The organism is Nocardiopsis sinuspersici (assembly GCF_001998325.1).
Lineage (GTDB): Bacteria > Actinomycetota > Actinomycetes > Streptosporangiales > Streptosporangiaceae > Nocardiopsis > Nocardiopsis sinuspersici.
Map to the genome: position 1 here is coordinate 5,675,130 of NZ_MCOK01000001.1, position 21,583 is coordinate 5,696,712.

The following is a 21,583-nucleotide window of genomic DNA, read 5'->3' on the forward strand; positions in this document are numbered from 1 at the left end:
GGGACAGGACCGGGGGAACGCCGGTATCCGGAGCGGATCCGGAACGTGCGAACCCTCCGCGACCCGCGAACCGCGGACGTGAGCGAGGAGCCACATATGGCACGGACATCGAACCCCGGGGGCCGGGACACGGACTTCGTCGCACTCGTGGTGGAGGCCTACCACCGCGCGGGCATCCGCGCCGAGCGGCTGTCCGCCACGGGGGTACGCGTCCCCCTTCCCGGCGCCGAACCCTTGGAGACCGACTACGGGGAGGCGGCCGAGCGCGCCCGCGCCCATCCCGTCGAGCAGTACCCGCGGATGGCCGACGAGGTCGTCCGCGCCACGACGCGCATGTTCCGTGAGCGGGGCCTGCCCCTGGGCACCCACTACCCGCCGCGCTCCGACGACCACGGCCGGGGCGCCCTGATCGCGGTCTTCGAGCACATGGGTGTCGACGCCCGCTTCGAGTCACCACAGGTCCTGAGCCTGCCCGTACCCGGAGAGGGGCGTGCCACCACCGACGTCAGCGCCTACCTGGCCGAGGTGGAGAACGCCTCCGTGGACGAGGCCTTCGACGAGGCGGGCCGCTTCGCCCGGGCGGTGTCCCGGCAGATCGAGCGCTCGCGGGAGCAGGAGTCCGTCCCCGCCGAGCGGCTGCGGGTCCGGCTCTACCCCGACAGCGCCTTCCCCGAGGGCGTGATCGACAAGCTCGTGGCCCGCGAACTCGCCCCCGGGCTGTGGCAGGCCGTGGCGGTGGACCGCCCCGACAGCGTGCAGCCGCTCAGCCGCCACGCCCACGAAAGGTCGGGCCGGTCCACGGAGGAGGCCTTCGCCGAGGCCGTGGCCCACACCCTGGAGGAGCCGGTGGAGACCAGCGAGCACGAGATCGACGGGGTGCGGATCGTCCACGTCGGCGGCCGGCACCCCTACGTCTCGGCGCGGGTGCACGTCCTCGGCCGCCACCTGGGGGAGGCGCCGCACGGCGCGCTCGTCGCCTTCCCGGTGCCGCAGGCGGTCCTGGCGCACCCGCTGGGCCAGGGGCACCCGGTCACGGCGATGGGGCGCCTCCGTGAGCTCGCCGAGCGGTTCGTGGCCGACGCCGACAAGCCCGTCAGCTCGCGGCTGTACTGGTGGCGGCCCGGTTCCGGCGCCGAGGCGGACGTGCCCCGCCTGAGCGCCGTGGCGGCCGAGGTGGACCACGAGACCCGGTCGGTCTCGCTGTACACCGACGACCAGGAGTTCGGCCCGCTGCTCAACGCCCTGATGTAGGCGGGACCCGGCGGGCCGGACGGGGGCCGCCCCGGCGCCCGCCGGGGTCGGATCGTCGGGGGTAGCATCCATGGATGTTGAACACTCCACAGTCCCTCACCGACATCCTCGACGACGCGGCGATCCTCTCGCTCGAACACCAGATCCACCTCTCGGAGGTGCTGGGGGAGCACGACTGGCGCGTGGACCTGCAGAACCCCGTCTTCGAGTTCACCGGGGAGCGGACCCTGACCTGTGAGCGGTTCCACCTCCTGGGCAGCGCCGCACCCGGTCCGGGATCGTGGATGTGGGCCTGGGCGAACCCCTCCGGCTTCCCCGCGGAGCTCACCGCGCTCTCCGCCAAGGTCCGCGACCTCGGCCACCAGTACGGGATCGCCGAGCTCTCCAGCCCCGAGGTGCCCATCGACGCGCTGCCCCACGCCTCGGGGGACCCCGTCATGGCGGCCGCCGTCCTCACCGAGGCGGCCAAGGTCCTGACCGGCACCTGGACCTCCTACACCGGCGAGGCCGGAGGCGGCACCAGAGTCGCCTTCCTCATCGAGCACCCGGCGTTCCTGCTGCCGCCGCCCTCCCCCGCCCGCACGATGCGCCTGCTCCAGCAGTCCCTCGCCGAGCTGCCCCTGTCGGACCACCGGCGCGCCCTGTACAGCTACGCCACCATGCGCGGGTTCAACCCGGTGTTCGACGCCCGGGGAAGGCGGCTGACCCTCGGGGCCCAGGGCTTCGGAGCGACCGTGGACTTCGACGACCTCCACCGCGTCGCGAGCATCAACGGAACGGTGCCGGCCGGCGGCTGAAGTACATCGGCCGAGGGTCCGGGCGGCGCACACCGCCCGGCCGGGTCCTCGGGGTCCCTCGCGCGCATAAAAATAGTTCGGTATTATTTTTTCATGGCACGGACAGCGGACCACGAACAGCGCAGGAGGCAGGTCGCCGAGGCGCTCCTGCGCGCGGTGGGGGAGCGGGGACTGGCCCGGACCACCCTCGCCGACGTCGCCGACCAGGCGGGCGTCTCGATCGGCCTGGTCCAGAGCTACTTCCGCACCAAGTCGCAGCTGCTGCGCTTCGGTGTGGAGTACCTCTACAAACAGGGTGAGAACCGGCTCCGGGCGGTGGGCGGCGACGGACTCCCGGTCGCCTCGGTCCGGGACTGGGTCTTCCGCGCCGCCGAGACCCTCCTGCCACTCGACGGCGAACGCCGTGCGGAGCTGACCGTCTGGCTGGAGTTCCTCCCGACCACGATGTCCGACCCGGAGATGTCGCGCCTGCACCGGGACACCACCGGCGCACTCGTGGACATGTTCACGCAGGCGTTGGAGGAGGCCCGGCGCGGGGGAGAGCTGACACCCGACGCCGACGCACGCACGGAGGCCGCCGACCTGGTCGCGTTCGTGGACGGCCTGACCCTGCACCGCCTCGTCACCGGCGGCGTCTACTCCGACGACGCCGTCCGTGCCGCGCTCGACACCTACCTCGACCGGCTCCTCCCGGTCCCCGAGAGCCCGTGACCCCACACCGGCACGACCGTGAGGCGGCCGTATGACCAGCACGAACCAGCAGACCCCCGCGCCGGCCCGGTCCGGCGCCCGGCTCCCCCTTCTCGACGTCCTGCGCGGCGTCGCCGTCATGGGCACCCTGGGCACCAACGTGTGGCTGTTCGCCGCGCCGGGTGCCGAGGCGGGCATCATCTTCGTACCGGACACGATCGGCCCGATGACGGCCTTCCGTGAGGACCCGTCGGCGGCGACCCTCGCGCAGGGCCTGTTCGCCTTCGCCGCCAACGGCAAGTTCCTGGCCCTGCTCACCCTGCTCTTCGGCGTGGGCCTGGCCATCCAGTTCCGCTCCGCGGCCAGGCGCGGCGGGCGCTGGCCCGGCCCCTACAAGTGGCGGGCGCTGTTCCTGTTCGCGGAGGGGCTCGTGCACTTCACGCTGGTCTTCGCCGCGGACGTGCTCATGGGGTACGCGGTGGCCTCGATCGCGGTGGCCTGGCTGCTCAGCCGTGCCCCGAGGGTGCGCAACGCGGTCATGTGGACGGCCGCCGCCCTCCACCTGGCCTTCGTCGGCCTGGTCACGGCCGCTCTCCTCTCCGAACCGGACCCGCGGGGAGCCGAGGTCCCGCCCGGGGCGGTGGAGCTGTACGCCGACGGCGGCTACCTGGAGCAGGTCGCCTTCCGTCTCGACAACGCGCTCCTGTTCCGCGCCGAACCGATCATCACCTTCGCCCTGATGGTGTTCATGTTCCTGCTGGGCGTACGGCTCTTCCGAGCCGGAACCTTCGGTGACGACGACACCGGCCGCCGGATCCGGGGCCGCCTGCTCGTCTGGGGGCTGGGGATCGGGGTGCCGGTCAACCTGGCCGCGTCCCTGGCCGGATCCGACCTGTTCATGCTGGACCGCTACGTCGCGGCCCCCGTCGTGGGGCTCGGCCTCGTCGGCGCCGTCGGCTGGATCGTGGACCGGGCCGACCCCGCCGGACGCGCGGTCACCGCCGTGTCCTCCCTGGGACGCATGGCCATGAGCGGCTACGTGGCGCAGAACGTCGTCTGCGTGCTCGTGTGCTACGGCTTCGGCCTGGGCCTGGCCTCCCGCCTGGCCGGCGCCGGCCCGTGGTGGGTGATGGGACTGTGGGCGTCGGTGTGCGCCCTGCTCCTGACCGCGTCGACGCTGTGGCTGCGCCGCTTCCGCACGGGCCCGCTAGAGGCCCTCCAGAAGACGGTGCTGGCCGGGGTCCCCGAACGCCGACGCGTCATCGGCTGAGGGGAGGGGCCGCACGTCCGGGCGGGTCCCGCGTCCCCTCCGCCGCCGCGGGGTCAGCCCGGGTAGGCGGGGTGGGCGGGGCGTTCGGTACGGGCGGGGGCGGAGGGCGCGTCCCACGGCTTGGAGGTCTCCTTGGCGGCGAAGAAGTCACCGCCCTTGCGCAGGGTGTCGTCGGTGCCCCACGACTCGTCCCGGTCGACCTTGCGCAGGTGCGGGATGTGCTTGCGGCAGTGGATGTAGGCCTCCTCCACGTGCACCACGGTCCACATCAGCGCACGCTGCCCGGGAATCTCGGGCGTGGGCAGACCGGGGATGTGGCGCCGCAGCTCCACGTCCTCCAACAGGGTCGCGCGGCCGTTGACGTGCAGCCCGATGCGGTCGCGTCCGAAGTCCATGAACATCAGCCCCACGTGCGGGTTCTCCAGGATGTTGCCCACGCTGGCGAACACGCCGTTGCCCCGGAACTCCGGGTAGGTCAGGGTGTGCTCGTCGATCACGTGGACGAAGCCGGGCGGTCCCGCGCGGAAGCTGGAGTCGCACTCGCCGTGGCGGTCCGAGGTGGCGACGAACAGCATCTCCTGCCGGGCGACGAACTCGCGCATCCGCGGATTCAGGTGGTCGAGCATCTGGTCGCGGTAGAAGCGTTCGGCGCGCTCGCTCGTGCCGGTGATCTCCTGGACGCGGCGCTCGCCCGCACTGCCGGGTGCGTGTCGTGGGGAGGTCTCGCGCATCACTGCCTCTCACTGGGACTAAAGGGGCTGATGGGGTCTGCGATACCGCAGTGGGCCCTGGGAGGTAAGTCAGGGTGGGGTGGTGCCGGGGTGGTCCGTGGGCCGGCGGGTCAGCGGACCGGCGAGGAGGTGCCGGTCGCCTCGGGTGCCTCGAACCACCGGTCGGACCGGTGGGGCCGGTCAGGCGGTGCGGGCCGGTCGGATCGGGCGGGCTGGTCGGACTGGGTGGACCGGTCGGAACGGGCGGGCTGGTCGGACTGGGTGGACCGGTCGGAACGGGCGGGCTGGTCCGGCCGGGACTCGGAGGGCGCGGCCGCGTGGCGGCTGCGTTTCGCCGGCCTGCCGGCGTCGGCGTCGCGCGCGCCCTCGAGCATGTTGGCGGTGATCCACTCGTAGACCATCACCCAGGCCGAGCTCATGGAGGAGGACCAGGTCGGCGAGATCTCGCTGACCGCACGCACCAGGGCACGGCCCACGTAGGGGTAGTGCTCGGGTTCGACGGCGAGCTCGCGCCTGTGCTGGGCGCCCAGTTGCCGTAGGTAACCGGCCACCTCGTCGGGCTGGTCGAGGTAGTGGACGACCTCCAGCAGGGCGAAGGCCATGCGCTCCTTCTGGGTCCGCATGTTCTCGGGGAACATCGCCCGGACCTCGGGCGCCATGGAGAACAGGTTCTGGTAGAAGCGCTCGGCCAGGCGGGTCGACCCGGGCGGTAAGGAGGAGCAGGAGTGCCGGACCGCTTCGATGACGGCCGGGGCGGGAAGCGGAACCTCTTTGATGGAACGGGGAGACAAAGGAAGCCTCCAATCGGGGTTGCGGGAGGGGAAACACCACGGGGGCGCACACACCACGACAACGTGGATACTGAGAGTGACTATCCTGGAAATGGCGAAAGACGTGTGCCCGCCGGTTCCGCGCGGGGCCGACGGTGCCGGTCCCGCGTGCGTCGTGCCGGGTGCCGCGTGTGAGGATCGGTCCTCAGGTCACCGCGGGCACGGCGGCCCCTCTGCGGTTCGGGGTGAGGGAAGCGGACGTGCCGTCCCTCCGGCAGTGCCGAGGTTGGCGGGATCCCTCATCGCTGCCTCGTTCTCTTCTTCCGGATTCAGTGTCCGTCCACGGTCCGGGCGGCTGTGAACGCCGCACGGGGAGCGGATGGCGATCGTTTCACCGCTCGCATGATCCGATCCCTTCCTCGCGTGTACGTCGTGGCAATGTAACAGAAGTGTGGACATATTTGGACGTTACTAACCGGTAGCGTAAAGGATCCCCAGGGTTACCAGGAACCCCTGCCGCCACCTTCGCCACTGTATGTGTCGGGTGCGGGCTTTCTGTAAACCGCGTACCGCCGCTCCCGTGTGTCTCCACGGTCTCGTACCGAACGCCGTCGCGCGTCCCCGTGCCCGTCAGGAACGCCGGTGTCCGGCTCCTGCCGCGCGCCGGCGCGGGGACACGGGCCGCCGGGCGAAGCACACCGCGACCGCCATCAGCGCGCAGAGCAGTGCCAGCCCCAGGACGCCGGGGCGGTAGGACCCCGCCCATTCGTGGGCCAGGGACAGCAGGATGGGCCCCACCGCGGTGGAGGCGACCGCGACGGACTGGGTCACCCCGCGCAGGGAGCCGAGGTTGGCGGTGCCGAAGTAGAAGGGCAGCGCGGCGTTCTCCACCGCGCGGGCCCCGGAGGCCGCGGCGCCCAGCGCCATCCCGTAGAGGACCGCGGCCAGGCCCGGGGAGACCAGCGGCAACAGGGTGAGCGCCAGAGCGTGCATGGCCATGGCCGCGCACATCAGCGCCTTGGGGGACACCCGGTCGGCGGCCGAGCCGAACAGCAGCGCCGAACCCAGTCCGGCGACGGTCTGGGGCAGGAAGTTGGCGGCGGCCTGCGTCGGGGTGAGCCCCTGCTCACCCAGCACGGCGATCTGGTGGAAGAACACCGCGGTGGACACCAGGCCGCTGCACGCCACCGCCCCGGTCAGCGCCCAGAAGACGGAGGTGCGCACGATCGCCCGCAGCGGCCACTCCGGTTCGGCGGTCGCGGCCGGCTCCGCGTGTACGGGCTCCTCCAGCTCCCCGGACCTCCCGGGCCCCCCGGCTTCCCCGGACCTCCCGGGCCCCCCGGCTTCCCCGGACCTCCCGGGCTCCCCGGCTTCCCCGGACCTCCCGGGCTCCCCGGCTTCCCCGGACCTCCCGGGCTCCCCGGCTTCCCCGGACCTCCCGGGCTCCCCGGCTTCCCCGGACCTCCCGGGCTCCGCGGGCTCCCCGGTCCGCTCGGGCACCCGGGCGACCCCGCGCAGGCCCCAGAACGCCAGGGGCAGCACGACCACCCAGATGAGCAGTGCCTCGGCGGCGAAGGTGTACCGCCAGCCCAGCACGGAGACCACCTGCTCGGCGACCAGCGGGAACAGCGAGATCCCCGCGCTCCCCGCCGAGGTGGTGAGCCCGAGCAGGGTGCCCCGGCCGCGGGTCACCGAGATCGCGACGGCGGTGCTGGCGATCAGCGACATGCCGCCCTGGCCCAGGGCGCGCACCCCGACGAAGCCGGCGGTCAGCCCCACCAGGCCCTGCACGCAGGCCAGCAGGACCAGGAACCCGCCGAAACCCAGCGCCACGGCGGCCAGGACCCGCTGGACCCCGAACCTGTCGACGGCCCGCCCCAGCCAGGGCAGCGCGAGCGCGCCGCTGAGCGTGCCGCACATGTAGGCGAGGGAGACGGCCGAGCGGCTGACGTCCAGGTCGGTGACGAGGTGGTCGACGAACACGGAGACACCCGCGGTCTGTCCCGGACCGCTCAGCGCCAGGACCAGCGCGGACGCGGCCACGACCCGTGCGGGTGAGGGGGCCGTGCGGGCGGGGCTCCCGGTCGGCTTCACCGGGCGCCTTCCGGCGGGGAGGAGACGGGTGTCGGCGCGTGGGGGCGGGTCCTGTCGGTCATCGGGCCCATTGTCCCGTCCCGGCCCCGAGCCGCGGCGTCCGCCCCCGGGCCGATCGGTGGGGCGGGCCGACCGATCGGTCGGCCCGCGCGATCCGCCGGTCCCGTGGCCGTGCGGGCGGTCCGCGGGACACCCCTCCGGGCGATGCCCGGGACACGCCGACCACCGACGCCGGGAACCCGCACGAGCGCCACGGGGAGAAGGCCGCCGTCGACGATGTGCCCTTGCCGTCGAGGAGGGCGGGATCTTCGGCCCCACCGGTCGGTGGACCGGCCGGAGGCGTCGCCGGTGTGAACCAGGAGGTCTCCTTCGCGGCGGTCCCGTACCTGTAGCGCGTCCCGCCCGGCCCCGCCGTGAGTACAGGATCACGCTGGAGTGGGCCGGACCGGGAGGTGCCCTCCCGTCCGGCCGCACGTTCGGTCAGCGGCGCGAGGCCTCCAGCCTGGTCCGCAGGGAGTCGGCACGCGTGACGTAGCCCTCGCGCACGTTCTCGTTCTCCACGCGGTTGACCTCCCACACGTACTGCGCGTGGCTCCGGTAGCGCTCCACCAGCTCGTCCTCGTCGAAGGGGACGTGCGAGCCGAACAGCACACAGAAGTAGTCCTCCGGGTTCGCCGGGGCGTTGTCGCCGGTGTTCAGCGCCGTGGGCACCTCCACCTGGGAGAGACGGATGCCTCCCTCGGCGAACCCGTCCCCGTCCCGGACGATCTCCCCCTGGCCGGTGCGCGCGATCGGCTCCGCGCTCGGCGGCGGGGTCCCGTCCGAGGCCCACGCACTGAGGTGGTCGTAGGAGGCGTTGAGCACGTGGTGCAGCGGCGCGCGGCTGAACGGCGGCTCGACGCAGTCGTACTGCGACTGCCGGCCGAAGTCGCGTTCCTCGATCTCCGCACGCGCCCGCCTTCCGGCCCAGCCCGAGTGCGCGGTGCCCGCCACCTCCCAGCGGCGGAAGGTCCCGGTGTCCTCCGCCGGACCGATCCAGGCGACGTCGGTCTCCGACAGCACCTGGAACACCGGTTCGGTGCGGTCGGCCTCGGGGGCCGTGCCCACGACGAAGCCGTACCCGTCGAAGACCGGCTCGATGTGGGGAAGGACCTCCTCGTAGTAGACCGTCATGCGGCCCGCGGACTGCGACGCCCCGATGGCCAGGACCTGGTCGATCCCGATCCCGCCGGTGAGGTCGCCGGAGGAGCGCAGGGCCTGCGCCGCCTGCGAGAAGACGTCGTAGGAGAGCTGGTCGCCGCCGACGGTGCCGCCGTCCGTGACGTCCAGCCGGCCGTAGCGCGCGGGGCTCCACTCCGTCAGATGGGAGACGCCGACGTTCTGCGCGGACACCCCCACCCAGGTGTAGCCCGAGCGCATGATGTGCTTGGCGCTGGGCCCCCAGAGGGCGTCCAGGTCGCTGCCCGCGCTGACGTTCTGCCACTCGGTGAGCGCGGTGCCGTTGGAGTCGCGCGGATCGTCGGGGCGGCGGACCACGACCCGGGTCCGGTAGGGGTGCTCGGAGACGACCTCCCCGCCGGAGTACCGGTTGGCGGTCCCGGAGATGACGAACTCCTCCTCCACGTAGTCGTAGAGGTCGAGGTTCTCGGTCGTGGAGAAGAAGGGGTAGGTGTCCTCGACGTCGTCGGCGAGGGGGTCGCCGGGAACGCTTCCGGGAAGGGGGCCCTCGATCTCGGGGACGGGGACCGGGAGCAGGGCGTCGTCGGCGGGGGAGGCCAGCGCGGCGGGGGAGGCGAGTGCGGTACTGATCCCGAGTGCGGCGCTGACTCCGAGGGCGGTGACCGTGGTGAGGCGGTGCGCTTTCGTAGCCACTGCGGTGCCTTTCGTTCGTACCAACACGGACGGTCCGTCGTTGGTCACTGCTGGCCACGCGAAGGTATGTCGGCGCGAACACGCTGACAACGGGGTGAGGGGCGGTCGGACACGGAACAGGTCGTTTCCCCGATGAGGTCCGCGTTCGGCGAGGAAGACGGCCCGGCGGCGCGGACTCCCCTCGGGGAACCCGCGCCGCCGGGCCGTCGGTGCTCCCGTCCGCTACGAGGCCTACAGCCAGTCGGTGTACTTGTAGCTGGACTCGTCACGCGTCTGGAAGAGCTCGTTGCGAGGGTCCGGCCCACGTCGTCCACGCGCCAGATCTCGCCCCACACGCGGGCGGTGCGCCGCACCCGCTCGGTACGGGGCGTCCGCCGTTCGGCGAAGGCCTCCAGCGCCTGGCACGCGCCCTGCGCCGGGTACTGGAGCACGGGGTGGGCGGCGTCGCCGACCAGGACGGTGCGTCCGTCCACCCAGCCGGAGATCGGCTCCCGGTCGGCCATCGGCCACCACTGGTTCCGCCACAGGTGCTCCATGGCCGAGTGCACCGCGTCGCAGCAGTCGGCGAAGGCGGCGTCCAGCTCCTCGGGACCTCCCCACCCGGTCTCGCCGCGGTCGAAGGCGGGGCTGCGGAGGACCGCGGCGAAGTTGAGCATGTTCCCCTGGCGCAGGGGACAGCGGACGAAGTGGCAGCCGGGGCCGATCCGGGCCACGACCTCGTTCGCGGGCTCCTCCCCTCGGGCAGGGGCAGGGCGCTCCGGTAGGCGACGTAGCCGGAGTCCACGGTGGAATCACCGATGGCCTGCTCCCGCACGACGGAGCGCAGGCCGTCGGCGGCGATGACCACGTCGCTCTCCACCACGGTGCCGTCGGCCAGGTGCGTGTACGCGGTGTCCTCGGTGTCCTCCACCGAGGCCACCGTGCGCCCGGTCTCCAGGGTCACCCCGGCCTCGTACGCGCGCTCACCGGGCAGCTCGAAGGCCGCGGCCCGGTGACCGTGCCGCTGGTCGCCGAGGCGGCCGTGGACGTGCGGCGTCCGTGCTGGGAGCGGTGGGGTGTGCCCCGTCCGCCGCTCACCCGACCAGGTGCTGGCGCGGCCGGAGCCAGCGGTAGCCGTAACCGCTCAGCCCCAGCGTCCGGGTGCCGGCGTCGAACGGCGGATAGCCGGTGTCGGCGAGGACGTCCACCAGGCCGTCGCCCTCGCCCTCGGGGACCTTCACCTCGACGTCGTCGGCGGAGAGGTTGACGACCGTGATGACGGTGGACCCCTCGTGGTCGTGGCGCAGCGCCAGCACCGCACGGCGGCCGACGTCGAGGACGCGGGTCCGGCCGAGCCCGAGCTCGCGCAGCCCCAGACGCGTGCGCACCAGGTTGCCGGTCTTCGAGAGCAGGCTGTCGTGGCGCAGCGTCTGGGCGTAGACGTTGACGCGCTCGTGGCCGTAGCGTCCGCCGGTGATGAGCGGCGCCGCCAGGCGTTCGGGGGGCGCCGTCGAGAAGCCGGCGCCGGCGTCGTCGGACCACTGCATCGGCGTGCGCACGGCCAGGCGTTCGGGACGGGCCAGCTCGTCGCCCATGCCGATCTCCTCGCCGTAGTACAGCAGGGGGGTGCCGGGCAGCGACAGCATCAGGGCGTGCGCCATCAGGATCCGGCGTTCGTCGCCGCCGAGGATGGGGGCCAGCCTCCGGCGGATGCCGCGTCCGTAGGCGCGCATCGACCGTTCGGGGGCGAAGGCGCGCATGACCTCCTCGCGGTCCGCGTCGCCGAGGCGTTCGAGGTCGAGCTCGTCGTGGTGGCGCAGCCAGTTCGCGTACTGCCCGAACCTCGGCGGTGGCGGCTGCTCGCGCAGCGCCCGCGCGAGGGGCTCGCCGTCGGAGCGGGCGAGCGCGAGGAAGAGGTGGTTGTTGAGCCAGAAGTCCAGCAGCATCGTCAGGCCCTGTCCGTCGGCGAAGTAGTCGTCGTACTCGCCGATCGGAACGTCGACCTCGCCGATCAGCACCGCGTTGGGCCGGCGCAGTGACACGAAGTCGCGCATCTCGCGCAGCAGCCACCGCCCGTCCTCGGCCGGGTCGGCCTCCCGCGCCCGCTCGACCATGTAGGGCACCGCGTCGACGCGGAACCCGGAGACGCCGAGCCGGAGCCAGAACGCCATGACCCTGTACATCTCCTCGCGTACCCGCGGGTTCGCCAGGTTCAGGTCGGGCTCGTGGCGGTAGAAGACGTGCCGGTAGTACTGCTGCGCCTCCTCGTCCCACGTCCAGACGTCGTCCTCGACCGTGGGGAAGATGGGCTCGACGTCGGTCTCGTGCGGCTCGTCCGCCCACACGTAGTAGTCCCGGTAGGGGGACGTGCGGTCGTGGCGCGCCTCCTGGAACCACGGGTGCTGGTCCGAGGTGTGCTGGAAGACGAGGTCGATGATGACCCGCAGACCGATCTCCTCGGCCTTCTCCAGCAGCTCCACGAAGTCGGGGAGGTCGCCCAGCCTCGGATCGACCGCGAGGTGGTCGTTGACGTCGTATCCCCCGTCGCGGAACGGCGAGGTGTAGAAGGGCAGCAGCCACAGGCACGTGGCGCCGAGCCCGCGCACGTGGTCGAGCCGCTGGGTCAGACCGCGCAGGTCGCCCCAGCCGTCGCCGTCGGAGTCGTTGAACAGGACCGGGTCGACGGCGTAGACGGCGCTGTTGCGGTACCACAGTGGCTGCATCTCACTCTCCAATACCGATCCCCGAAGACGTAGTCAGCACTGCCCACGGTCGACGGAGCGAACACGTACCGGTGGCGGGAGGTGAGGCGGCCTCCGGCCCTCCGGCCCGGATGCGCCGGGCCGGCCCCGCCGCCGGCGGTGTCCCTCCCCTCCCTAGGCTGTCGGGATGCTCGTGCGCAGCCGTTGGGCCGTCCTGTCCGTCAGCATGGTGGCGCAGGTGGCCAGTGTGTCGGCGATGTTCGGCGTGCCCGTCGTGCTGCCGCAGCTGCGGGAGGCCTTCGGGGTCACGACGGCGCAGGCCGGGGTGCTGGCCGGGCTGCCGTCGCTCGGGCTGCTGCTCACGCTCCTGTTCTGGGGACTGGTGATCGACCGGGCCGGGGAGCGGTGGACGATGGCGCTGAGCCTGGTCCTCACGGCGGGCGCGCTCGGGCTGCTCTGGTCCGTCTCGCACCTGTGGAGCGCCGCCGTGGTCCTGCTGCTGGTGGGAGCGGTCGGCGGTCCGGTCAACGCCGCGAGCGGGCGGCTGGTGCTGACCTGGTTCCCGGCGGGGGAGCGCGGTCTGGCCATGGGCGTCCGGCAGTCGGCGCTGCCCCTGGGCGTGGGCGTCTCCGGCCTGGTGCTCCCCGGAGCGGCCGAGGCGTGGGGGTTCGTCGGGGCGATGACGATCCCGGCCGTGCTCGCGCTCCTCGCGGTTGCGCTCGTGCTGATGATGCCCGCGGAGCCGCCCGTGGACGCCCCGGTGCGCGCCCCGGCGCCGGACGGGGCGGGGGACACGGAGCGCGCGCCGGCCTCCCCGGCCGGATCGCCCTACCGTCACGGGGCCGTCTGGCGGGTACACGGCGTGAGCATGCTGCTCGGGGTCCCGCAGATCACCCTCATGACCTACGCGGTCATCTACCTGGTCCAGGAGCAGGGGTGGGGCGCGCCCGCCGCGGGCGCGATCGTCGCGGCGGCACAGGTGCCCGGGGCCGCCGGGCGACTGCTGCTCGGCGTCCGGTCGGACCGGACCGGGAACCGGATGCGGCCGGTGCGGTGGTTGGCGGTCGCCTCCGGGACCTGCCTGGTCCTGCTCACCGCGCTGCCGAACGCCTGGGCCTGGACGGCGGTGCCGATGGTCCTGCTCTGCCTGGTCCTGACGATGTGGCACAACGGTCTGACCTTCACCGCCGTCGCGGAGATCGCGGGCACCTCCTGGGCCGGGAGGGCCCTGGCCGTGCAGAACTGGCTCCAGGCCATCAGCACGACGCTGACCCCGGTACTCATGGCGGCCGTGATCACCCTCGCGGGCCTGCCCGCCGTCTTCGCGGTGGCCGCGGTCTTCTCCGCCGCCGCCGTCGCGGTGGTGCCGGTCGCGCACGGGCGCCCCTAGGGCGTGTGTGGTGGGTGCCGCCCGTGGTTTGGAGGGTGCTGCGCGCGAAGTGCGACCGTTGAGGGCGGTGGGAGGGAGACGGGCGGGCGTATCCGGTGGTGGCCTCGCAAGGCCGAGGAAGGAGTGCCCCTACTGTGCCTGCCTCGCGAGCTCGGCGGTGTCGCACGGCGGGGCCCTCCTGGTTCGGCTGTCGACCGATGAGAACGCGGCGAGGGTGCCGCCGGGGCGTCGCGCAGCAGGGTGAGTATCCGCCGTACACGCCCCAGCAACGCGTCCCAGGGGGAACCCGGGGTTCAGGACGCCGGGGAGGGGGCGTCGTCCCACTTCAGCAGGGGGTGTCCTCGTCGTCGGCGCCGACCGCGGGATCGAGGCGGTTCCAGACGTCGACGAGGTCGCGGAGGTGGTCGTCGTCGAGTCGGCTGAAGAAGAGTTCGCGCAGATCGCCGTGGTGCCGGCGCCGCGCCTCACGCAGGCACGTCCGTCCGCTGTCGGTCAGGACCGCGTCGAAGCCGCGGCCGTCGACGGCCGAACGCCGCCGTTCGATCAGTCCGCGGCTCTCGAGCCGGTCGGCGAGGCGGGTGAACCCGCCGCTGGACATCAGGCGGCTCTGGGCGAGATCCGACATCCGCATGCCGTTCGGTCCGGCGGCGTCGAGCGTGGCCAACACGCTGTACTCGGCCATGCTCACGTTCAGGGAGGCGAGCCCCGCCTCCAGCGCGCGCCAGAGCCGGTCATGGGTGAGCAGGAACCCTCTCCACGCCTCCTGTTCGAGGTCTCGCAAGCCTTCGGTCGCCATGGGGGGCATGCTATCCGCTGCCCGGAGTGCGCCTTCGGAACGCGTGGCCCCGGAAGCAGGTGCCTCGGGGCGCCCACCTGCCGACACCGCAGGGCGGGGCATGCCCGCGTCGTCCGAGGGCTTACTCGCCCGCGCATACGGTTTCCGGCCAACGGGCCCGGCCGCCGGCCGTCCAAGGCGATGAGCCTCGTCGACGTCGTCCTCGACACGCTGGCGGGGGCGCCTTCCCCGGAGACGTCCCGGACCGACGTGTACCGCCTGGGTCCGGGGCTCACCGGAGCGGCCGGGCGCGACGGCGTCACGCCCGGGGCCGAGGCCGTGCTCCGACCCGCCGGGGAGGCCGGCCTCCTGGTCGCGGCGGCACCGGTGTCTCGTGCCGGGTTTATTGGAGGCTCGGAACCAACGCTTCGCCTTCTGTTGACCCGACCCGCTGCCCATAGAAGCTCTCCTCGAACTCCGCCGGCGGGACCAGTCCAGCAGGGCGCGTCTGCCCGGCTCGTCCAGGATTGTGCGGTGGATCTTGGGCCACAGGCCCATCTCGGTCCAGGTCTTTCAACCAGCGGTGGGCGGCGCGGGTGACGCCAAAGAGGCCGTCGGCCTTCTCCCATGAACAGCCGGAGGCCTGGAAGAACAGCACGGTGGTGAGTAACGCTCTTTGGTCGGCGCGGGGGCGACCGGTCTTCGGTGGCGGGGGCAGTAGCGGCTGGACGATCTCCCAGAGCCCGTCGGGCAACACATCAATCACAGAGTGTGCTCATGCCAGGCGCAGAGCTACTTCGCTGGGCTTTCGAGATGAACTCTCAGGGGCTGCCCTGTCCTGACCGGTTTTCATCGAGCTGGGGAAAGTGAGGGTCTCCGCGTCCGATCTGCCCCGGTCGTGATCCCGATTTTCCCCAGCTCGATGAACCACGCCGCGGCGGGGAGAACCGTGACCGATGCGGCACGAGCAATAGCAATGTGACCCGCATCACCTTTTTGTGAGAACCGATCGCGGATCCGCCACGTCTTGCCAAGCGTGAGAAAAACTCGGGGAGCGATCGAGTCGGCCGACGAGGCCGGCCTCGTCCGCTTGGTTGCCAAGGGGGACCGGGCGGCTTTCGAGGAGCTGTACCGCCGGACCTCGCCATGGCTGGCCCTACGTTTGCGGCGCCGATGCAGCGATGAGCAGATCGTGGCCGAGGTGCTGCAGGAGTCCTACCTCGCCGTATGGCGGGCGGCGGGAAGTTTTGCCGGGACAGCGGTGGACGGCAGCGCCGCGGGGTGGCTGTGGACCATCGCCGCGCGCCGGCTCGTGGACGCGTTCCGGCGCCGTGCGCGGTATCTGCATCCGCCTCCGGAAGCCGCCGAACCGGTGGCCGCCCCAGCCGCGGAGGACGAAGCGCTAGCCGGAGCGGTCAGCGGCGAATTGGGAAGCGCGTTGAACACGCTGGCACCCGAACTGCGGCAGGTGCTGCAGGCCATGGTGCTCGACGGGCTGTCGGTGCGGGAGACCTCCGTGCTGCTGGGACTGCCGGAGGGAACCGTGAAGACTCGGGCGCGCCGGGCGCGGACCATCATGCGGGAGGCACTGTCATGAACGACCAGCACAAGACGCATGCTTCCATCGAGCTGATCCGCCGCTACGCGCGCGCTGACGCGATCGCCGGCGAGGTGCTGTGGTCGCTGGAATCGCACCTGGAATCCTGCCCGTCCTGTCGCGCCCGCCTCGCCGAGGAAGTGCCCGGCCAGGCGCCCCGGACGGCGGCGCTAGTCGATCGAACCTGGGAAGCACTGGCACCGTCCCTGACCACCGGCCCGCCCGTACCCCGCCGGGGGCGGCTGGCACGGTTGGCGGGCTGGACCTCGCCGGCGATGCTTCCGTGGGTCGTTGGCGCGGCACTGGTGGCAGTGCTGGCTGTGGCCGTCGATTCGTTCTTCGCTGTCCCCGGAGGCCGTCCGCTGGTGCTGCTGCTGGCCCCGGTCATTCCGGTGCTCGGCATCGCCGCGGTATGGACGAGAAGTCTCGATCCGGCGTATGAGCTGGTGACCGCGACCCCGCGAGCAGGGCTTTATCTGCTGCTGCGGCGCACGGTAGCCGTGCTGGCGGTGGTGATGCCGGTGCTGGTCGTCGCGGGCCTCACCACAGGCACGTCATCGGTGGTCTGGTTACTGCCGTGTCTGGCCTGCACGGCCGTAACCCTCGCGCTCGGCAGCGTCATCAGGTTGGAGCGCGCTGCCGCTGTGGTCGTGACGCTGTGGTCGCTGGGTGTGCTCGCCCCCGGCCTGCTGACGTCGCAACTGCCGGTAGCGGTCGCCCCGGTGGCCGTTCCGGTGTGGGGCGCGGTCTTCGCGGTCGCAGCCGCGGTGCTGATGCTGCGCGCCAGGTCGTTCGTCCGGATGTGAGAGCAGCCGGAATTCAAGCCGGTATTCAAGCCGGAAACCCAGCAGGTGGAGAAGACAGGAGAGATGTGATGGCACGCGTGGTGGGGGCGGCCGAGACCGCCCCGGCGAACCATGCCTGGGAGATCCGCGCCGAAGGGCTGCGGGTCGCCGCCGGGCGGCGGATGGCCGTGGACGGGATCGATCTGACGTTCGGCACGGGAGTGCATGGCCTACTGGGTCCCAATGGGGCGGGCAAGACCACTTTGATTCGGGCGCTGGCCACGGTACTGCGCCCGTCAGGCGGTGGACTGGAGCTGCTCGGCGAGTCCGTCAGCGGGCGCGTCGATATGCGCCGCATACGGCGCCAGATCGGGTACCTGCCGCAAGACTTCGGTTTCTACCGCAGGTTCACCGTCCGCGAGTTCGTCGAGTACATGGCATGGCTCAAGGAGGTACCCAAGAGCGGTATAGCCGATGCGGTGCAGCATGCCATCGAAAAAGTCGGTCTGGCAGACCGGGCCGATGACCGGATGAAAACGCTCTCTGGCGGCATGGCGCGCCGGGCCGGAATCGCCCAGGCCATCGTGAACGGCCCGCGGATCCTGCTGCTCGATGAGCCGACCGCGGGCCTGGACCCATCGCAGCGCATGCAGTTCAGGCAGTTGCTGCGCGGGCTGAGCGAGGACACCTGCACGGTGGTGTCGACGCACCTGGTGGAGGACGTCGCCACCGTGTGCACCGACGTGGCACTTGTCGATGAGGGGCGCCTGGTGTTCCAAGGGCGAGCGGCCGATCTCGCCGCTGCGGGCAGCGGCACCGATTCCGGTGACAGCCCGAGCGAGCGGGGGTATTCGGCCCTGCTGGCCCGCCACCACGCCACCGGGGAGGGAACACGATGAGCACGAGGATTCTGCGCACCGAGCTGCGCCGCTCAACCGCACCGTGGATCTGCTTGGCCTTGGCCGTGCTCACACTGGCCCTGCTGTACCTGCTCCCCGGCCCCTGGGGCAAGGGGACCGGCGCATGGGACCAGCAGTGGCAGGGACTCGCGCAATGGCAGCGGTCCATGCTCATGCTCACCTGGCCGGTGGTGGTCGGCCTCGGTGCCTGGCAGGGCACTCGGCAGCGCCGTTCGCGGATGGACGAGGTACTTTCCAGCACGCCGCGATCCTCGTGGCAGCGCTCGGCGGTGCTCGCGGCAGCGGTGGCGATCGGCTTGACCGTCGCCTGCACAGCGATATTCGCGGTGGGGGCGGCGCAGGTGGCCTCGGCCACCAGCTATTTCTCGCTCTCCTGGCTGGCCGTGTTCGCCGTCGGTGTTCTCGCGCTGGTCGCGGGGAGCCTGCTGGGAATGGGGCTCGGCCACCTCTTGCCGTATATGGTGACGCCGCCGCTCGTGGCGGCCGGCGGCTACGCGCTGGTCATGCTGCTGCTGAATATCGAGATTTCCGTAGAGGCCGATCCCGACCCGTGGCGCATGAAAGCAGCGCTGCTTTCACCGGGACTCGACGGTGCCGAGAGCGCCTACAGGCTGGTGGCCCACCAGGTGAGCCTTGCCCAGGCGCTGTGGTTCCTCGGTATCGCCGCGACCGGGTTCATCCTGCTGGCAGCGCGGGATTCTTGGACAAGGATCGCCTCAGCGGTGCCCGGTCTCCTCGGCGGTGTGCTGGCCATGGTCCTGCTACCGGGCCAGGCGAGCGCGGCCTACCCCCACGACACCCAAGCGGCGGCGCTGGTGTGCGACGAGGACGGGCCGCGGGTGTGCGTAACCCGGGCGCACGAGCACCTGCTGGACGATTTCGCCGGTACCGCCAGGCAGGCGCTCGCCAAGCTCGCAGTCCTGCCGGAAGCGCCGACCTCGGTGGAGGAAGTACCCGTTTTCGGTAATGAGGAGCGGGCTTCGCTGCCACGGACCGCGGACACGGTCTCGGTGAGCTCCGACATACTGATGCAGTTCGAGCAGAGTGGAGAAGGGGAGTCCGATGGTGCGGACGGCCTGCTTATGGCACTCCTCGCCGGCGCCGGAACCCCGGCCTGCGGCGTTGAGGAGACGGAGATCTCCGCGCGCATCGTCACGGCCAACTGGCTGCTGGGTGCGGAACTGCAGCCGATACCGATCCTGTACCCGTGGATCTCCGAGGATGGCTCCGCCTATCAGGAAATGGTGCGCCCGGCCTGGGAAACGCTGCGGTCCCTACCGCGCGAGGAGCAGATACGCCGGGTCGCCGCCGTGCGCGAGGCCGGACTCACCTGCGAGAGCGACCAGCTCGATCTCCTCACCCAAGGGGTGAACCCTCAATGAGATGGTTGACCCTCTATACGCGGTCCCGGCAGCTACCGATCGTACTGCTCGTGTTCCTGGCCGGAGCCGTCCTTCTGTGGGGACTCACCCTCTGGTGGGGGGCCGACCAGACCGGTAGCCGACTGATGAGCGTGACGATGGTACTGGGGGTGGCCGCGGCTTCGGCCGGTCTGTGCGGGTTCGATGCCGCATGTGAGCGTACGGCTTCGTTCACCTGGCCGCCACGGCGTGCCGCGCACCTGGTCGCCCTCGCCGCGATGGCAGCGGCCGGCCCCCTTGTGGTGGACGTATTGGCCGATTCCCATCTGCAGACCGAAGTGATCGTCAGAGACGCCGTTGGCCTGGTCGGTCTGGCCGGGGTCGGCGCGGCCCTGGCCGGCGGTTCGTTCGGCTGGTCCTTTCCCTTCGGGGCAACCGTACTGGCGAACGTGCCGATCGAGGCGGACTCGGATGCGCTGCGGGTACTGACCTGGCTGGTGCAGCCCGCGGACAGCGCCGCGGCGATGACCACCGCACTCGTGTTCGCCGCCGCGGGGGTGATCGGTTACGCGGCATGGGGGCCTCGACCTGCATGAGCGTCGCACTCACCTCTTGACGGCCCCGGCCGTCATCCCGCCGACGACGGACACCTTCCGCCAGCGCAAAGCAGGCAAAGACTGAGAGCCTGCAGGCCAGTGCTGGGAGCGACGCCGCGAAGCTGATCGAGCAGTCGAACGCGGCCGAAGGCGGTCTGCACATCGAGAACCCGGATCCCGAGACCCGGGCCCGTCACCGCAGGGCACTCGATCGCGCCAAGCGGGACGGGCTCGTCCCGGCGGGTAAATCGCTCCGGCACACCGGGCGCAGTTCCGAAGACCTGATCATCCAGCTGATCGATCCGGCCAACGGCGGCGAGACAGAGTGGAACCGGATCCGGGGTAGCGCCGGCACTACCTGTACAGGGACAGCGGCGATCGTGGACGAGCTCCGTCGTGATCCTTCGATGGTTCAGGTGCCCGAGCAGATGCTGCCTCGCGCGATAGCTGTCGTCGAGGCTGTCGGCACCGCGGTGAGCAAGGGTGACTACCGGCTTGTGCTGACCAGGAAGCCCCGAAACACCGGCCTGTTCGTCACGGTCGACGGTCACCAGTATGACCTGACCGTCACGGAGGACCAGGAGCGGGTGGGGGAACCGACGCCCTCGGGGTTCAGGCGCTCAGGCGACCGCTATCGGCGGCACCCGCCGGAGTACGAGCACAGGTGGACCGGTCGGCTGCGACTCGGGGCCTCACCGGAGACGTACGCCGAATGCGCCGACTGGAGCGGAGCGCCGGCTCAGGGAGCGGGAAGAGGAACAGGAGCGCCGGGACCGTGAAAAGCGCGCCGCGTGGGAGAAGGCGATGGCCGAAGCCCGAAGCCGGGCCGTCGTGGCGAAACGCAACGCGCTCTTCCGCGATGCGGTGGAATCGTGGACCACGGTCGGTGGGATCCGGCGGTTCTGTCGGGAGTTGGAGGAGGAGGCCGGCGGCTGCGCCGATCCTGAGCACGCCGAGCGGCTGAGGCAGTGGGCGCAGTGGGGAGAGGAAACCGCCCGAAGCCGGGACCCCGGCCGATCCGACTCAGGACTGCGGAGCCAGTCCTTCGACGCAGTTCCCACTCCGGACGAGCCGCGCCCCTTCGTCGGGGACTGGAGTCCCCACGGGCCGTACCGGTACCGGCCGTTGCCGAAGGAGTCGCCGTCGGAGGCGCCGGAGTACAGCGACGGGGGGTACTTCCGCAGTCGGGGAATTCCGCCGTGGCGGCGCGGTTGACCGATCCCGTTCGGCAGCCAGTTCACGATGACGTCACCGGTGTTCGAGCACTACGGCGTGCAACTGTGGGTGCCCGAGATCGGTGGTCCCATCGACCCGGCCGACGAAGCCCACGAACTGATCATGTCGATGTACGGCGGCATCTCCAAAGGTGAACGGACCCGCATCAGGACCCGGGTCCGCGCTGCCATGACAGCCCAGGCTCTCCTGGAAGGCCGGTACTTGGGCGGGCGCCGCCGTACGGATACAGGCTCGTGGACGCGGGCCCGCATCCCAACCCGTCCAGAGCTGCTGACGGCAAGAGGCTGCACCGGCTGGCCCCCGATTCCCAGACGGCTTGGGTGGTGCGAAGGATCTTCGCTGAGTACCTGAGCGGTATGGGCATCTTCGCGATCGCCGAAGGGCTGGCCCGTGACGGCATCCCCTCGCCTTCGGCCCACGACCGGAAGCGCAACCGGCACCGTTCCGGTATCGCCTGGTCCAAGGGCGCGGTGCGGGTGATTCTGAGGAACCCCCGGTACACCGGTCACCAGGTGTGGGCCAAGCAACGCAAGGACGAGGTCCTCATCGACGTCAACGGCGTTCAGCTCGGTCATCAGACCCTGCTGCGGTGGAATGAGGATGCGAATGGGCGTGGTCCCGGGACCGGGTCCATGATCCGCTGGTCACGCACGCGGACTTCGCTCAGGCGAAGGCGCTGATGGGCTCGCGAGGGCGGACCCCGGGCGGGGAGCGCAAGACGCGCCGCACCCGAAACCCGTACCTGTTCCGGGGAGCTTTCGAGTGCT

Annotated in this window: 21 protein-coding genes; 12 read left to right on the forward strand and 9 right to left on the reverse strand. The window is 71.4% G+C overall.

Annotated elements, in window-relative coordinates; all coding sequences use genetic code 11:
* Positions 1–96: 96 nt before the first annotated feature.
* The 4 genes from NOSIN_RS27380 to NOSIN_RS24570 all read left to right on the forward strand — a co-directional run bounded on the left by NOSIN_RS27380 (position 97) and on the right by NOSIN_RS24570 (position 4,008).
* The gene (locus tag NOSIN_RS27380) at positions 97–1,251 is read left to right on the forward strand and encodes a hypothetical protein (RefSeq protein WP_077693003.1); all 1,155 of its coding nucleotides are present in this window, start codon (positions 97–99) and stop codon (positions 1,249–1,251) included.
* A 74-nt stretch (positions 1,252–1,325) separates the two neighbouring features.
* Positions 1,326–2,048 carry a DUF6882 domain-containing protein gene (locus NOSIN_RS24560; RefSeq protein WP_171986633.1) on the forward strand — a complete coding sequence of 241 codons (723 nt, stop codon included), beginning with the start codon at positions 1,326–1,328 and terminating at the stop codon, positions 2,046–2,048.
* Between the two features lie 93 nt (positions 2,049–2,141).
* Positions 2,142–2,759: a TetR/AcrR family transcriptional regulator gene (locus NOSIN_RS24565; RefSeq protein WP_077693005.1), complete on the forward strand. Its 618-nt coding sequence runs from the start codon at positions 2,142–2,144 to the stop codon at positions 2,757–2,759.
* 31 nt (positions 2,760–2,790) lie between these two features.
* On the forward strand, positions 2,791–4,008 hold the full coding sequence (locus NOSIN_RS24570; protein WP_077693006.1) for a DUF418 domain-containing protein: 1,218 nt from the start codon (positions 2,791–2,793) through the stop codon (positions 4,006–4,008).
* A 53-nt stretch (positions 4,009–4,061) separates the two neighbouring features.
* Here NOSIN_RS24570 and NOSIN_RS24575 read toward each other — a convergent pair whose 3' ends face one another.
* The 5 genes from NOSIN_RS24575 to NOSIN_RS24595 form a co-directional block, all read right to left on the reverse strand.
* Positions 4,062–4,739: a pyridoxamine 5'-phosphate oxidase family protein gene (locus tag NOSIN_RS24575; RefSeq protein WP_077693007.1), complete on the reverse strand. Its 678-nt coding sequence runs from the start codon at positions 4,737–4,739 to the stop codon at positions 4,062–4,064.
* Between the two features lie 110 nt (positions 4,740–4,849).
* Positions 4,850–5,530, reverse strand: coding sequence for a globin domain-containing protein (locus tag NOSIN_RS24580; protein ID WP_077693008.1), 681 nt, complete (start codon positions 5,528–5,530; stop codon positions 4,850–4,852).
* Positions 5,531–6,139: 609 nt separating this feature from the next.
* Positions 6,140–7,603, reverse strand: a complete 1,464-nt coding sequence (locus NOSIN_RS27385) for an MFS transporter (RefSeq protein ID WP_170293599.1) — start codon at positions 7,601–7,603, stop codon at positions 6,140–6,142.
* A gap of 480 nt (positions 7,604–8,083) precedes the next feature.
* Positions 8,084–9,475: an alpha/beta hydrolase domain-containing protein gene (locus NOSIN_RS24590; RefSeq protein ID WP_236743437.1), complete on the reverse strand. Its 1,392-nt coding sequence runs from the start codon at positions 9,473–9,475 to the stop codon at positions 8,084–8,086.
* A 44-nt stretch (positions 9,476–9,519) separates the two neighbouring features.
* On the reverse strand, positions 9,520–10,188 hold the full coding sequence (locus NOSIN_RS24595) for an FAD-dependent monooxygenase (RefSeq protein WP_077693009.1): 669 nt from the start codon (positions 10,186–10,188) through the stop codon (positions 9,520–9,522).
* A gap of 72 nt (positions 10,189–10,260) precedes the next feature.
* Between NOSIN_RS24595 and NOSIN_RS26995 the strand changes: the two genes are divergently transcribed.
* Complete coding sequence (locus tag NOSIN_RS26995; protein WP_143832996.1) at positions 10,261–10,470, forward strand: hypothetical protein; 210 nt, start codon at positions 10,261–10,263, stop codon at positions 10,468–10,470.
* Between the two features lie 78 nt (positions 10,471–10,548).
* On the opposite strand, the gene NOSIN_RS24600 is transcribed toward NOSIN_RS26995, so the two are convergent.
* Positions 10,549–12,177, reverse strand: coding sequence for an alpha-amylase family protein (locus NOSIN_RS24600; RefSeq protein ID WP_077693010.1), 1,629 nt, complete (start codon positions 12,175–12,177; stop codon positions 10,549–10,551).
* Positions 12,178–12,343: 166 nt separating this feature from the next.
* On the opposite strand from NOSIN_RS24600, the gene NOSIN_RS24605 reads away from it, so the two are divergent.
* A complete protein-coding gene (locus tag NOSIN_RS24605; RefSeq protein WP_077693011.1) occupies positions 12,344–13,546 on the forward strand; it encodes an MFS transporter in 1,203 nt (400 codons plus the stop codon).
* 325 nt (positions 13,547–13,871) lie between these two features.
* Here NOSIN_RS24605 and NOSIN_RS27390 read toward each other — a convergent pair whose 3' ends face one another.
* Together NOSIN_RS27390 and NOSIN_RS24615 are read right to left on the reverse strand one after the other, a co-directional pair.
* Positions 13,872–14,342: a MarR family winged helix-turn-helix transcriptional regulator gene (locus NOSIN_RS27390; protein ID WP_170293598.1), complete on the reverse strand. Its 471-nt coding sequence runs from the start codon at positions 14,340–14,342 to the stop codon at positions 13,872–13,874.
* Positions 14,343–14,724: 382 nt separating this feature from the next.
* The gene (locus NOSIN_RS24615) at positions 14,725–15,087 is read right to left on the reverse strand and encodes a transposase (RefSeq protein WP_143832998.1); all 363 of its coding nucleotides are present in this window, start codon (positions 15,085–15,087) and stop codon (positions 14,725–14,727) included.
* Between the two features lie 270 nt (positions 15,088–15,357).
* Between NOSIN_RS24615 and NOSIN_RS24620 the strand changes: the two genes are divergently transcribed.
* The 5 genes from NOSIN_RS24620 to NOSIN_RS24640 all read left to right on the forward strand — a co-directional run bounded on the left by NOSIN_RS24620 (position 15,358) and on the right by NOSIN_RS24640 (position 19,580).
* Positions 15,358–15,918: an RNA polymerase sigma factor gene (locus NOSIN_RS24620; RefSeq protein ID WP_077693012.1), complete on the forward strand. Its 561-nt coding sequence runs from the start codon at positions 15,358–15,360 to the stop codon at positions 15,916–15,918.
* Positions 15,915–16,724, forward strand: coding sequence for a hypothetical protein (locus NOSIN_RS24625; RefSeq protein WP_077693013.1), 810 nt, complete (start codon positions 15,915–15,917; stop codon positions 16,722–16,724). The genes NOSIN_RS24620 and NOSIN_RS24625 overlap by 4 nt, the downstream gene beginning before the upstream one ends.
* Before the next feature lie 68 nt (positions 16,725–16,792).
* Positions 16,793–17,602, forward strand: a complete 810-nt coding sequence (locus NOSIN_RS24630) for an ABC transporter ATP-binding protein (RefSeq protein WP_077693014.1) — start codon at positions 16,793–16,795, stop codon at positions 17,600–17,602.
* Entirely contained in the window at positions 17,599–19,005 is a 1,407-nt protein-coding gene (locus NOSIN_RS24635) for a hypothetical protein (protein WP_077693015.1), read from the forward strand. The genes NOSIN_RS24630 and NOSIN_RS24635 overlap by 4 nt, the downstream gene beginning before the upstream one ends.
* Positions 19,006–19,136: 131 nt before the next feature.
* Positions 19,137–19,580, forward strand: a complete 444-nt coding sequence (locus NOSIN_RS24640) for a hypothetical protein (RefSeq protein ID WP_227014592.1) — start codon at positions 19,137–19,139, stop codon at positions 19,578–19,580.
* A gap of 32 nt (positions 19,581–19,612) precedes the next feature.
* Here the strand turns inward: NOSIN_RS24640 and NOSIN_RS27005 are convergent, their stop codons facing one another.
* Positions 19,613–20,131 carry a hypothetical protein gene (locus tag NOSIN_RS27005; RefSeq protein WP_143832999.1) on the reverse strand — a complete coding sequence of 173 codons (519 nt, stop codon included), beginning with the start codon at positions 20,129–20,131 and terminating at the stop codon, positions 19,613–19,615.
* A 1,005-nt stretch (positions 20,132–21,136) separates the two neighbouring features.
* Between NOSIN_RS27005 and NOSIN_RS27010 the strand changes: the two genes are divergently transcribed.
* A complete protein-coding gene (locus NOSIN_RS27010) occupies positions 21,137–21,496 on the forward strand; it encodes a recombinase family protein (RefSeq protein WP_269087609.1) in 360 nt (119 codons plus the stop codon).
* Positions 21,497–21,583 lie beyond the last annotated feature (87 nt).